General features: G+C 70.1%; 9 protein-coding genes. 7 read left to right on the top strand and 2 right to left on the bottom strand.

Translation table 11 applies throughout. The features are described from left to right. Positions 1-9 precede the first annotated feature (9 nt). Entirely contained in the window at positions 10-1,995 is a 1,986-nt protein-coding gene (gene fusA / locus BLT23_RS22580) for an elongation factor G (RefSeq protein WP_090051825.1), read from the bottom strand. Positions 1,996-2,293: 298 nt separating this feature from the next. Here fusA and BLT23_RS22585 point away from each other — a divergent pair, with 298 nt between their 5' ends. From BLT23_RS22585 to BLT23_RS22605, 5 genes are all read left to right on the top strand, one after another. Beyond that, complete coding sequence (locus BLT23_RS22585; protein WP_090051826.1) at positions 2,294-5,755, top strand: NACHT domain-containing protein; 3,462 nt, start codon at positions 2,294-2,296, stop codon at positions 5,753-5,755. 79 nt (positions 5,756-5,834) lie between these two features. Then, positions 5,835-6,428, top strand: a complete 594-nt coding sequence (locus tag BLT23_RS22590) for an SGNH/GDSL hydrolase family protein (RefSeq protein ID WP_090051827.1) — start codon at positions 5,835-5,837, stop codon at positions 6,426-6,428. A gap of 71 nt (positions 6,429-6,499) precedes the next feature. Next, positions 6,500-7,654: a xylose isomerase gene (gene xylA, locus BLT23_RS22595; protein WP_090052089.1), complete on the top strand. Its 1,155-nt coding sequence runs from the start codon at positions 6,500-6,502 to the stop codon at positions 7,652-7,654. 1 nt (position 7,655) lies between these two features. Continuing rightward, the gene (xylB, locus tag BLT23_RS22600) at positions 7,656-9,032 is read left to right on the top strand and encodes a xylulokinase (RefSeq protein WP_090051828.1); all 1,377 of its coding nucleotides are present in this window, start codon (positions 7,656-7,658) and stop codon (positions 9,030-9,032) included. A 19-nt stretch (positions 9,033-9,051) separates the two neighbouring features. Then, a complete protein-coding gene (locus BLT23_RS22605) occupies positions 9,052-10,191 on the top strand; it encodes an ROK family protein (RefSeq protein ID WP_090051829.1) in 1,140 nt (379 codons plus the stop codon). On the opposite strand, the gene BLT23_RS22610 is transcribed toward BLT23_RS22605, so the two are convergent. After that, positions 10,148-10,456 (bottom strand): DUF6223 family protein, encoded by a 309-nt coding sequence (locus BLT23_RS22610; RefSeq protein ID WP_090051830.1) that lies wholly within the window; start codon positions 10,454-10,456, stop codon positions 10,148-10,150. The genes BLT23_RS22605 and BLT23_RS22610 overlap by 44 nt on opposite strands. Positions 10,457-10,588: 132 nt before the next feature. Between BLT23_RS22610 and BLT23_RS22615 the strand changes: the two genes are divergently transcribed. Further along, complete coding sequence (locus tag BLT23_RS22615; RefSeq protein ID WP_090051831.1) at positions 10,589-11,671, top strand: sensor histidine kinase; 1,083 nt, start codon at positions 10,589-10,591, stop codon at positions 11,669-11,671. Then, on the top strand, positions 11,668-12,321 hold the full coding sequence (locus BLT23_RS22620) for a response regulator (RefSeq protein WP_090051832.1): 654 nt from the start codon (positions 11,668-11,670) through the stop codon (positions 12,319-12,321). The genes BLT23_RS22615 and BLT23_RS22620 overlap by 4 nt, the downstream gene beginning before the upstream one ends. Positions 12,322-12,840: the final 519 nt, after the last annotated feature.

Consider the following 12,840-nt stretch of genomic DNA (forward strand, 5'->3'; position numbering starts at 1 on the left):
CCCGCGCCGTCACGCCGGCGCGTAGCCGGTCGGGCGGCTGGTGAACGTGCCGCGGCCCTGCGTCCGGCTGCGCAACCTCGTCACGTACCCGAACATCTCGGCCAGCGGCACGCTCGCCGTCACGACCGTCGTGCCGGCCCTGGCCTCGGACCCGAGGATCCGGCCCCGGCGCGAGGCCAGGTCACCGAGCACGGAGCCGACGCAGTCGTCCGGCACCGTCACCGCGACCTCGGCGATCGGTTCGAGCAGCGTCATCGTGCCCGCCGCGAGCGCGTCGCGGAGCCCGAGCCGCCCCGCCGTGCGGAACGCCATCTCCGACGAGTCCTTGACGTGCGTGGACCCGTCGGTGAGCGTCACCCGCAGCCCGGTCACCGGGTGGCCGAGCGGCCCCTCGGCCAGCGCGTCCCGGCAGCCCAGCTCGACCGCGCGGACGAACTCCTGCGGCACCCGCCCGCCCGTGACGGCCGAACGGAACTCGAACCCCTCGTCCAGCGGTTCGGTGTCGAGCACGACGTGCGCGAACTGTCCCTGACCTCCGTCCTGCTTCACGTGCCGGTACACGAACCCGGTGACACCCGCCGCGAGCGTCTCGCGGTAGGCGACCCTGGGCCGTCCCATGACGATCTCCACCCGGTGGTCCGTGCTCGCCTTGCGCACCGTGACCTCCAACTGGAGCTCGCCCTGGCCGGACAGCACCGTCTGCCCGGTCTCGGGGTCCGTCGTGACGCGCAGCGACGGGTCCTCCTCGGCCAGGTGCGCGAGCGCCTGCGCCAGCCGCCCGTGGTCCGCCGCGGTCCGCGCCTCGACGGCCACCGACACGACGGGCTCGGCCGGAACCGGCGGTTCCAGCGCCAGCGGAGCAGCCGGGTCGCACAACGTCACACCCGTGCGAGCCGACTTGAGCCCGACGATCGCGACGATGTCCCCCGCGGCCGCGTGGTCGACCGGCGTGTGCCGATCGGCCTGCACCCGCAGGATGCGCCCGACGCGTTCGTTGCGGCCGGCGACCTGCACCACATCTCCCTTGTGGACGGTCCCGGAGTACACACGCGTGTAAGCGAGCCGTCCGGTGGCGGTGGCGTTCGTTTTGAACACCAACGCCGAGAACGGCGCGTCCGGGTCAGCCGGACGCTCCTCGCCACCATCGCCTCGCACCGACGGAACGTCCACAGGGGACGGCAGGTACGCGATCACCGCGTCCAGCAACGGTTCCACGCCCCGGTTCCGGTACGCCGAGCCGCACAGCACCACGGTTCCGAGCCCACGACAGGTCAGCTCCCTCAACGCGGCCGTCAGAGTCCGCTCCGACAACCCGGTCTCGAAGAACTCCTCCACCACGTCCGGGCACAGCTCCGCCACCGCCTCCTCCAGCAGCCGGCGACGCCGTAACGCCTCCTGCGCAAGCGGTTCCGGCACAGGGATTTCCCGCATCGTCTCGTCCCAGACCAACGCACGCATTCGCACGAGATCCACGACGCCGACGAACCCGTCCTCGGCCCCGATCGGCAGCTGCACCACGAACGGAACGGTGTGCAACCGCGTCCGGATCGACTCGACGGCCCGGTCGAAGTCGGCCCCGGCCCGGTCGAGCTTGTTGACGAACGCGATCCGCGGCACCCCGTGCCGGTCGGCCTGCCGCCACACCGACTCGCTCTGCGGCTCGACCCCGGCCACCCCGTCGAACACGGCGACGGCCCCGTCCAGCACCCGCAGCGCCCGCTCGACCTCGGCGGCGAAGTCGACGTGCCCCGGCGTGTCGATGAGGTTGACCCGATGCCCGTCCCACGTGCAGCTGACGGCCGCGGCGAAGATCGTGATGCCGCGGTCGCGCTCCTGCGGGTCGAAGTCCGTGACGGTGGTCCCGTCGTGCACCTCGCCGCGCTTGTAGGTGGCCCCGGTGGCGAACAGGACGCGTTCGGTGAGAGTGGTCTTGCCGGCGTCGACGTGGGCGAGGATGCCCAGGTTGCGGACGGCGTTCAGCGTGGAAGTGCGCATGGCTCAGTGCCTTTTCGATGCGAAAGGGACTACAGGTCAGCGCGATGAGCCGACGAACCGCTCGGGTTCGTCAGACACTCCGGTGCCCGGCGCGCAGCGGGCAGCCGGGGTGCGAGGACACGAGGATCACGTCGAAACGCGACGGGGAGATGACGGCGGCGATGCGCACGGCCGGTCCCCTCTCGTCGCTCGGTGATGGTGTTCGTGGTGCAGTCTAAGGATTCCACCCGGAACGGCAACTGTTTTTTCGCCCGTTCGGCGCCTTCAGATCCGGCGAGCGACTCCTACCGTGCTTCGGATGTACCACAACGAGATCAGCGGCATCGTGTACGGCCTGTCCGTTCAGGCGGGGCAGATCACGATCGTGTCCGCACCGCTGGTCACCGACAGCCCGAACCAGCTGGTCAGGGCCCTCAACTCGGCGACGGTGGTCTTCGAGTCCCCGGCCGGCGCCGGACGTGGGGTGCGAGTGGGCACCACCATCGTGCTCACGCTGGCGAGGTTCGCGCCCGGCGCCACCCCTGTTCCGGGGCATCCCGATCTCGTCCTCGTGGAACGAGCGCCGGACGACGAGCTGTTCGCCTGCCTCGGCCACGGGCAGGAGCCGGCCGAGGCGTTCCAGACCGTGCTCGAACACGTACCCGGCTCACCGGTGCTCAACCAGCTGACCGGCGAGGTGTGCGCTCTGGTCACCGGTCCGAACACCACGACACCGGTGCCCGACCTGCGCCTGGACCCCGACCCGCGGTGGCTGGACCGCATGGAGCCGGACCAGCGCCTGGCGAGTGGCAGGCGGCACCTCACTCCGGTGCTGCGCGAGTACCTCACCGCGGTGCGGCTGCTGGGTCAGCAGCACGAGTACGCCCGCGCCGAAGGAACGGCACCGGACCTCAACACGATCTACCTGGAGCGCTGGGCCAGGAACGACGCGGAGGACGAGGACGACGACTTCCCCGAGACCATCGAGGCGGACGAGCTGCTCACGATCTGGCCCGACGCGCAGGTCATCGCCGACCCCGGCGTGGGGAAGTCGAGCCTCCTGCGCCACTTCGCCGCCAAGACCGCCGACGCGTGGCTCACCGGCGGCAGCAGCACCGTCGTGCCCGTCCCGATCACCGCGGACGCCTTCCGCGGCAAACACCTCCCCGAGGTGCTGGCCGACGGGTTCCTCCCGGAGAGCGACCTGACCCGGTCACAACTGGTCGACCTCTTCCGCGAGCCGCCGCTTCCCGGCGTCAGGTGGCTGGTCCTGGTCGACGGCCTCGACGAGGTGGTCGACCAGGACCAGCGCACGGCGGTGCTGCGCCGGGTCCGCAAGTTCCGGCAGAACGACAAGTACCGCATCGCGCTGACCAGCCGGCACCTCACCCCCGAGGACATCAGGCGGTTCCACCAGAGCGGTCATCCCACCTACGTGTTGAAGCCGTTCCGGTACGAGGACCTCGAACGGTTCGTGTCGACGTGGCTCGCACGCGCGGGGCGGCCGGAAGCCGAAGCCGGGCAGCTGGTGGCCCGGCTGCGCGACTCCAAGCTGGACGACCTGGTGTACGTGCCCTTGATCGCGACGATGGTGTGTTCCCTGTACTGCGCCAGTCCCGGCGCCGACCTGCCGCGCGACCAGACCGAGCTGTACCAGCAGTTCGTGGAGTGGCAGCTGTCCAAGATCTCGCAGCACGACCTCGGCAAGAGGCTCCGGGAGTGGCAGGCCAGGTCGGGGAGCTCCGCGGAGCAGGTCGCCGCCGAGATCCGCGACCAGCTCCTGCCTTTGCTGAGCGAGATCGCCTACGGGCTTTTGTCGGTCACGCCGGAACCGTCCGTGCTTGACTACGCGGCGGTTCGTCATCCGGAGGCCGACCGCCTCGCGCTCGACGAGGCGCTGCGCATGAGCGGCCTGGTGGTGCCGCGAGGACAGGAGCTGGTGTTCCGGCACCGCACGATCGCCGAGTACCTGGCGGCCTGTCACCTCAGGAAGACGTTCCCCAAGCCCCAATGGCTGCTCGAACCGAGCTGGGCCAACAGGTGGGAGTGGCCCGACCTGAACATGAAGGTGTTCCTCGCGGCACTCCTCGTCAAGGACAACGTCTCCATCCGCCGCCAGTTGCGCCACCTCATGTGGCCCACGTTCCGCAAGCAGCACATCGGTTTCTTCGCTGCCCTCGTCCGGCACGGGGTGGACGTGGACGACAAGATGCTTGCTCTGGCCGTGCGCCGGCTGACCAAAGCCGTTCGGAAGCCGTCGACCGGTGATGAATGGTTGCGAACCGTCCAGTGGCTGCACGACATCGACGCGGAGGCCGCGACCGGCGTGCTGAGGTCGATGGCCGCGGACGAACGGGGGAAGCTCAGCTCCAACCGGCGGTTCGAAGCGGTCCGGTACCTCATCCTCAACCTCGACGCGCGCGAGAACAGGGACGTCCTGATCGCGTACCTGATGAGCCCTCTCGTCGAAGCGATCGAACGGAGCAGCGTGAACAAGCTGCTCGCCGAGATCGACGCCAAGCTGAGCGTGGAGATCTTCACGGCGGTCGCGTCCGAGGCCCCCGGTGGCGCACATCGCTTGCAGAGCGCGGAGATCATCCTGATCCACGACGTCGACCTCGGGCTCAAGCACCTGGCCTCGATCGCCCGGCACACCTCCAGCAGCGACGATCTCCGGATCAAGGCCGTCAACCTGGCGTCAGGACACGACCGGGCCCTGGGTTTCGTGCTCTGGACCGAGTTCATGGTCACCGCACGTCTGCCGGAGTCGCGCTTGCACGCGATGGAACTGTTGTACGAGCACGACAGCGCCAAAACCGTGAAGGACCTTTCAGCGGCCAGGGTTGACCGGGAGCACCCGCCCGCTCTCCGGCACGAGTTCGCCGAGTTCCTGCACCAACGAGCAGGGAAAAGTCCGAAGATCCTGCTGGACACGGCCCGCCACCACTCCGTCGACGCCGAGAAGCGGGTGCGCGCCGCACTGCTCAACCGGACGACCGACCCCCAAGCAGCCGCCGCGATCCTCAAGGACGTGATCCGGCGGCGGAAGGCCGACGACCCGACCCTGATGCGGAACATCGACCACCTGTTGTCGCTGTCGAAGTCGGACGCCGTGGAAGTCATGGTCGAGGTGGCGAAGGACAGCCAGGAGGACGAAGGAACGCGGCTCCGCGCGGCGGAGAGGGTGCCTCGGCCGGAAGCTGTGGAACTCACCGAGCACCTCGCAGGCGATTCCACGTTGTCCGATGCGGGCAGAGTCGCGATGGCCAAGACCCTCACGCGATTCGACCAGTCGCGAGGCAGCGAGGCACTCGTCCGGATCGCGGCGGACACCGACGTCGACGCGGAGGAGCGGATGCAGGCCGCCCGCCTGGCGAGGGGCCATGGCCCGAACGCGGGCTACCGGGCGTACGCGCACATCGTCGAAGACCGCCGCGTGGAGGGCACCATCCGGGTCGAGGCCGCGATCCTGGCGAGGCGGGCCGTCTCGCACAAGGGAGCCAAACTGTTGCAGGGACTGGTGAAGGAGAACCTCGACGGCGAGGCCCAGCTCGCTCTCGCCGCGGTGCTCGGCAAGGCGGACGCCAGGCGGATCCTGCACAAGGTCGCCGCCTCCGCCCTCGAGACCTCGCACCGGTTCACCGCCGCCAAGCGGCTGCACACGGTGGCAGGCGCCAAGGAAGCCGCCCTCGCGTACCAGGTCATCGCCGACAGCAAGACCGTGTCCGCGTACCAGCAGATCGAAGCGCAGCGAGAGGCCGATCGACTGAGCGAACTCTGAGATCCCGCACGAGCAACGCCCGCTCCGCTCTAGGTGAACCGGCGGAACATCGGTACCTCCACCACCCGTTGAACAGGACATGCGTCTGTGTTTGCTCGGCGACTCCATCGCCGCCGGTGTCGGCAGCACGCGCCGGGAGGACACCCTCGGCCCGTTGCTCGCCACCCGTCTCCGCCAAGCCGGTCACCCGGTGGACCTGACCGTGCACGCCGTCCCCGGCGCCCGGTCCGCCGACCTGCGTGCCCAGGTCAGGCGGGCAGTGGCGGGAAGTGTGGACGTCGCCGTCGTCGTGATCGGTGCCAACGACCTGACGCGGTTCGTGCCCGCGCACGTCGGGGCGCAGCAGTTGCACGACGCGGTCGCGGATCTGCGGGAGGCGAAGGCGGCGGTCGTGGTGGCGACGGCGCCGGACCTGAGCGTTGTCGCGCACGTGCCGCCCGCGTTGCGTGATGTCGTGTCTGCGGTGAGCCGTGACTACGCCGAGGCCCAGCAGCGGGCGGTGATCAAGGCGGGTGGGGTGGTCGCGCACGTGGAGCGGGCTGTCACGTCGCTCTTCGCGGCCGACCCGTCGCTCTTCGCCACCGACCGCTTCCACCCGTCCGCGGCCGGGTACCGGGCGATCGCCGAGGCGCTCGCGCCCGCTGTCGAGGCGGCGGCGGGACTCCACGCCTGACCTGTTGCGATCTGGAGCGCGGCGTCGTACTGTCCGGACTAAGTTCAAGCATTGAACGAATGAGGTGGATCATGGCAACGTCGCCCACTCCGGCGGACAAGTTCTCCTTCGGTCTCTGGACCGTGGGCTGGCGGGGGCGCGACCCCTTCGGCGAGGCCACCAGGGCCCCGCTGGACGTGGTCGAGGCGGTGGAACGGCTCGCCGAGCTGGGCGCGTGGGGCCTCACGTTCCACGACGACGACCTGTTCGGGTTCGCCGCGACCGACCGCGACAACCAGATCAGCAGGCTGCAGGGCGCCCTGAAGGACACCGGCATGGTCGTCCCGATGGTCACGACCAACCTGTTCGAGCACCCCGTCTTCAAGGACGGCGGCTTCACCAGCAACGACCGCTCCGTGCGGCGGTTCGCGCTGCGGAAGGTGCTGCGCAACATCGAGCTGGCCGCCGAGCTGGGCGCCGAGACGTTCGTGCTCTGGGGCGGCCGTGAGGGCGCCGAGTACGACGTCGCGAAGGACGTGCGGGCGGCCCTCGACCGGTACCGCGAGTCGATGAACCTGCTCACGCAGTTCGTCACGGACCGCGGCTACAACATCCGGTTCGCGCTGGAGCCCAAGCCGAACGAGCCGCGCGGCGACATCCTGCTGCCGACGGTCGGGCACGCGCTCGCGTTCATCTCGACCCTCGACAAGCCCGAGCTGGTCGGCCTCAACCCCGAGGTCGGGCACGAGCAGATGGCGGGCCTGAACTTCGTGCACGGCATCGCGCAGGCGCTGTGGCACGACAAGCTGTTCCACATCGACCTCAACGGGCAGCGCAGCATCAAGTACGACCAGGACCTGGTCTTCGGCCACGGCGACCTGATGAACGCGTTCGCGCTGGTCGACCTGCTGGAGAACGCCGGCTACCAGGGCCCGCGGCACTTCGACTACAAGCCGTCGCGCACCGAGGACTACACCGGCGTGTGGGACTCGGCCAAGGCGAACATGGCGACGTACCTGCTGCTCAAGGAGCGTGCGGCCGCGTTCCGCGCCGACCCGGAGGTGCAGGAGCAGCTGCGCGTCGCCGGTGTCGACGAGCTGGGCAAGCCGACGCTGAACGAGGGCGAGTCCTACGAGGACCTCCTCAAGACCGACGACGGGTTCGAGCCGGAGAAGGCGGCCGAGCGCGGCTTCGGCTTCGTCCGCCTCAACCAGCTGGCCATCGAGCACCTCACGGGAGCGCGCTGACATGACGCTCGTCGCGGGCGTCGACTCCTCGACGCAGTCGTGCAAGGTCGTCGTCCGCGATGCGGAGACCGGCGAGCTCGTCCGGGAGGGGCGCGCGTCCCACCCGGACGGGACCGAGGTGCACCCCTCGCACTGGTGGGACGCGTTGCAGTCCGCTCTGGCGGACGCGGGTGGTCTCGACGGTGTCGAGGCACTCAGCATCGCGGGCCAGCAGCACGGGATGGTGTGCCTCGACGAGAGCGGCGAGGTCGTGCGGGAGGCGCTGCTGTGGAACGACACCCGTTCCGCGGCGGCGGCCGCCGAGCTGACCGATGAGGTCGGTGCGGAGCAGTGGGCGACGCGGATGGGCGTGGTGCCCGTCGCGTCGTTCACGATCACCAAGCTCCGCTGGCTCGCGCAGCACGAGCCGGAGAACGCCCGGCGCACCGCCGCCGTCTGCCTGCCCCACGACTGGCTGACGTGGCGGCTGCGCGGGTCCGGCGACCTCGCCGACCTGGTCACCGACCGTTCGGACGCGTCCGGCACCGGGTACTTCGACTCGGTGACGAACGAGTACGCGCCCGACCTGCTGGCGCTCGCGATCGGCCGGTCGGACGTGGTGCTCCCCCGCGTGCTGGGGGCGTCGGAGTGGGCCGACGGCCCGGTGCGGCTCGGTCCCGGCGCGGGTGACAACGCGGCGGCGATGCTCGGTGTCGGCGGTGGCGTGGTGGTCTCGCTCGGCACGTCCGGCGTCGTCACCGCGACCGCGGACGTGCGGGCGGCGGACCCGTCCGGCATCGTGGCGGGCTTCGCCGACGCGACAGGCCGTTACCTGCCGCTGGCGTGCACGCTCAACGCCGCTCGCGTGCTGGACGCGACCGCGCGGATGCTCGGCGTCGACCTCACTCGGCTGAGTGAACTCGCGCTGTCGGCGCCGCCCGGTGCGGAAGGCGTCGTGATGGTGCCGTACCTCGAAGGCGAACGGACGCCGAACCTGCCCGGCTCGACGGGCGCGTTGCACGGCCTGACGCTGACGAACGCGACGCCCGCGAACATCGCGCGTGCCGCTGTCGAAGGCATGTTGTGCGGTCAGGCCGTGGGTCTCGACGCGTTGATCGCGCAGGGTGCGGACGTGAGCGGCGTGCGGCTCGTGGGCGGTGCGGCGGTGTCGCAGGCCGTGCGGGAGATCGCGCCGACGGTGTTCGGCGTGCCCGTGACGGTGCCCGCGCCCGGCGAGTACGTGGCCGACGGTGCGGCGCGGCAGGCCGCGTGGACGCTCACGGCCGCGGACAACCCGCCGGAGTGGAGCAGCTCGGAGAGCACGGTGTTCGAGGCGGACGCGGTGCCGGAGGTCCGCGCCCGGTACGCGGAGGCGGCCCAGAAGTTCCTGAACCGCTGACGACGCGATACTGATCGCGATGACCACCGTCGACCACCTGCGCCAGGTCCGCCTCGGCAACCTGCGCACGGTCCTGCTCGCGCTCGTCGACCGCCCGGGGTCGCGGGCCGACCTCGCGGCGCGCACCGGCCTGACCAAGGCGACGCTGTCCAACCTGACCGAGCCCCTGCTGGCCAACGGCATCCTCGTCGAGGACCCGGCCACGGGGGCCGGCATGGGCAGGCCGTCCAAGCCGCTGCGCTTCCACCCGGACGGCCCGGTCGCGGTCGGCGCGGAGGTCAACGTCAGCCATCTCGCCGTCGAGATCCTCGGACTCGACGGCGAGACGCTGCGCAGGCACATCGTCCCGGCCGACATCCGGAAGTCGTCGGCGGACGAGGTGCTCGACCGGGTCTCGGACCTGATCCGCGAGCACGCCGGACCCCGCACCCTCCTGGGCGCGGGGCTGGCCGTGCCCGGCGTGGTGCACGACGGCGTGCTCGTGCGGGCACCCAACCTGCCCAACCTCGTCGGCGTCCCCCTCGCGCAGCGCCTCGGCGAGCGGCTCGGCATCGAGGTGGAGCTGGACAACGAGGCGAACCTCGCCGCCCTCGCGCACCTGTGGCCCCGGCACCTGGCGGGCGAGGACTTCGTGCACGTGTCGGCCGACGTCGGCATCGGCGCGGGCGTCGTCCTGCACGGCGAGGTCTACCGGGGCACCAGCGGGTTCGCGGGCGAGCTCGGGCACGTGGTGATCGAACGCGAAGGCGAGCCGTGCACGTGCGGCAGCCGCGGCTGCGTCGAGCGGTACGCGGGCCTGGACGTCATCCTGCGCGAGGCGGGCCGCCGCAGGCTCGACTCCCTCCAGAAGGCCCTCGGAGCCGGGGACGCCAGAGCGGTGGGAGCCGTGCGGCAGGCCGGGCAGGCGCTCGGGGTCGGCCTGGCGACGCTGATGAACCTCTTCGACGTGCCCACGGTCGTGCTCGGCGGCAGCTACGCCGTGCTGCACGAGCACCTCAGCGAGGCCATCCTGTCCGAAATGGACACCCGCGTGCTCGCGGGCGGCGAACGGCACACGCACCTGGTCCCGTCACCGCTCGGCGAGTTCGCGGTCGTGCGCGGCGCGGCAGGACTCGTCACCCGGCGCGCCGTGCACCAGCCCGAACGCCTCGTCGGATAGCCAGCCAGCCGGCCACGGCCGCCGCCACGCCCAGCACCAGCGAGAAGTACCCGCCGACGATGCCGTAGCCGGTGCCGGGACCCCCCTTCGCCATCAGCACGACCATCGCGCCGAGCACGATCCCGACGCCGCCGCAGACCAGCGCCACCACCCCGCTGCGGCCACGTCGGACGACGACCCACAGCACCCCGCCCAGCCCGAACGCGACGCCGACCAGCGACCACAGGCGTCCGGATGTCATCTCATAAGCAGCAGCAAGTGTCATGGCACCAAGCCTGGGCTCGCGAGAACGCGAAGTCGTCGTTCCCGCGCAGACACCTCCTACTACGAGCGCAGTAGCCGCAATGTCGTCCCGGCGCAGGATCTACCAGCACGAACACCGGTCTAAGGTGCTTTCGTGCACGCACGTTCGCTGGACTGGGCGATCGCCGCCGGGGTGGCGGCGAGCCTCGTCGCGGCCGGACACCCGGCGACCCCGACCGGCTACGCCTGCCTGGCCGCGAGCGGCCTGGTCCTGGCGAAACGCCGCACCGCCCCGATCCCGGTCCTGGCGGCCACCGGACTGCTCGCCCTCGCCTACCAGGCGACCGGAGCGGACGTGCCGGTGATCGCGTTCCTGTTCGCCGTCTACTCGACGATGAAGGCAGGCCACCGAGCCGTCACCCTGACAGGCTCCCTCCTGCTGCTGGCAACGCTCCCCCTGGCAGCCCTGATCTCCCCGCGCGACCTCACGACCTACGAGGCGTTCACCCAGTCGCGTGACGTCCTGCAAATCGCCTGGCTCGTCGCCGCGGCCGCGGCCGGTGAGGCCCTCCGACAAGCCGAGCAACGCGCCGACGAAGCCGAGCGCACCAAGGAAGAGGCGGCCCGGCGGCGAGCCGACGAGGAACGCCTCCACATCGCCCGCGAGCTGCACGACTCGCTCACCCACCAGATCTCGGTGATCAAGCTCCAGGCCGAGGTGGCGGTCCACCTGGCCCGCAAACGGGGCGAGGAGGTCCCGGAGGCCCTGCTGGCCATCAGAGAAGCGGGCCGGGAAGCCTCCAAAGAGCTGCGAGCAACACTGGAAGCGCTCCGCGACGACGACAAGAGCCCGCCACACGGCATCAACGACGTCGGACAACTGGTCGAACGAGCCAGAGCCACCGGCCTGAACGCCCACCTGACCATCAAGGGCCACAACGACGACGTCCCCGCCGCCGTGGAACGCACGGCATACCGAATCGTGCAGGAGTCATTGACCAACATCACCCGCCACGCAGCCGCCGCGACCGCACAGATCCACATCGACTACCGCCCCGACGCCCTCCTGGTACGAGTGGACGACGACGGCACCGCAAACCCCAAGCACGTCAAACCCGGCATCGGCCTGCAAGGCATGCGCGAACGCGTGACAGCCCTGGGCGGCAACCTGAGCGCCGAACCCCGCACCGAAGGCGGCTTCACCGTCCAGGCAGAGCTCCCGGTGGCACGCCCATGATCCGCGTCCTCCTGGCAGACGACCAACCGCTGATCCGAGGCGGCTTCCGAGCCCTGCTGGAAGCAGAGGACGACATTGAGGTAGTGGCCGAGGCCGCAACCGGCACCCAAGCCGTGACAGAGGCCAGGCGCCACCTCCCGGACATAGCCCTGGTCGACATCCAAATGCCCGAGATGGACGGCATAGAGGCCACCCGCCAGATCGCGGCGGACCCGTCCCTGACGGGCACCCACGTGGTCATCCTGACCAACTACGGCCTGGACGAGTACGTCTTCCACGCCCTGAAAGCAGGCGCGGCGGGCTTCCTGGTCAAGGACGTCCTCCCCTCGGACTTCCTGCACGCGGTACGAGTAGCAGCCAGAGGCGACGCCCTGCTGGCTCCGTCGATCACCCGCAAGCTGATCGACCGCTACGTGACCACCCCGCCCCCAGCCAGCACGGGCGCGAACCACCTCACCACCCGCGAACAGGAAGCCGTCACCCTCGTAGCGCGCGGCCTGTCGAACGACGAGATCGCCACCCACATGGTCATCAGCCCCCTGACGGCGAAAACCCACGTGAACCGAGCGATGACCAAGCTGCACGCCCGAGACCGCGCCCAACTCGTCGTGTTCGCCTACGAGACGGGCTTGGTGGTCCCACGCGGGTAGACTGGGACGTAGCCGCACAGGCACACCACGCAGGTGAGCCACCACACAGATCAATTGCGAAACACTTCGGGCCCGGATTCCGTTGTTCAGAGTGATCGGTGCGGTCGCGTCCCCCGGGCCTCACCCACAGCCTCAGCGGAAACCCGCCGAGCCGGAACCGCGCAGAGCCACTCGCCGAGAGGCGACCGCCGCCCCGATCTCTCCACACTCGCCCTCAGGCCGTCATTCTCCCCCGACGGGCGGCCTGAGGGCGTCCCGAGAACGTCCGCACACCACACACCCCCGGTGGTCCAGGACGTTCACCGATGCCCCCGGACTGCCATCCTCCCCCAGGCAGCACGGGGGCATCCCCCTTGCTACTTACATTGGCACACAAAGGTTTTTCGCAAGGTTGCAGTGAGCACGCACACAGTTTCCCTTACGACACAACGACCTTGCTGAGCAGCCGAGACATCGACTCAGGGTTAACCCTTACGCCAAAAGGGTTTTCTTGGTGGTGACAGACCACACAGGCCAGCC

Source organism: Lentzea fradiae (assembly GCF_900100955.1).
GTDB lineage: Bacteria > Actinomycetota > Actinomycetes > Mycobacteriales > Pseudonocardiaceae > Lentzea > Lentzea fradiae.

Excerpts from the sequence above, each read along its gene's own strand:
- BLT23_RS22590 (WP_090051827.1), top strand. The coding sequence starts at position 5,835 with ATGCGTCTGTGTTTGCTCGGCGACTCCATCGCCGCCGGTGTCGGCAGC.
- BLT23_RS22620 (WP_090051832.1), top strand. The coding sequence starts at position 11,668 with ATGATCCGCGTCCTCCTGGCAGACGACCAACCGCTGATCCGAGGCGGC.
- BLT23_RS22610 (WP_090051830.1), bottom strand. The coding sequence starts at position 10,456 with ATGACACTTGCTGCTGCTTATGAGATGACATCCGGACGCCTGTGGTCG.
- BLT23_RS22605 (WP_090051829.1), top strand. The coding sequence starts at position 9,052 with ATGACCACCGTCGACCACCTGCGCCAGGTCCGCCTCGGCAACCTGCGC.
- BLT23_RS22585 (WP_090051826.1), top strand. The coding sequence starts at position 2,294 with ATGTACCACAACGAGATCAGCGGCATCGTGTACGGCCTGTCCGTTCAG.
- xylB (WP_090051828.1), top strand. The coding sequence starts at position 7,656 with ATGACGCTCGTCGCGGGCGTCGACTCCTCGACGCAGTCGTGCAAGGTC.
- xylA (WP_090052089.1), top strand. The coding sequence starts at position 6,500 with ATGGCAACGTCGCCCACTCCGGCGGACAAGTTCTCCTTCGGTCTCTGG.
- fusA (WP_090051825.1), bottom strand. The coding sequence starts at position 1,995 with ATGCGCACTTCCACGCTGAACGCCGTCCGCAACCTGGGCATCCTCGCC.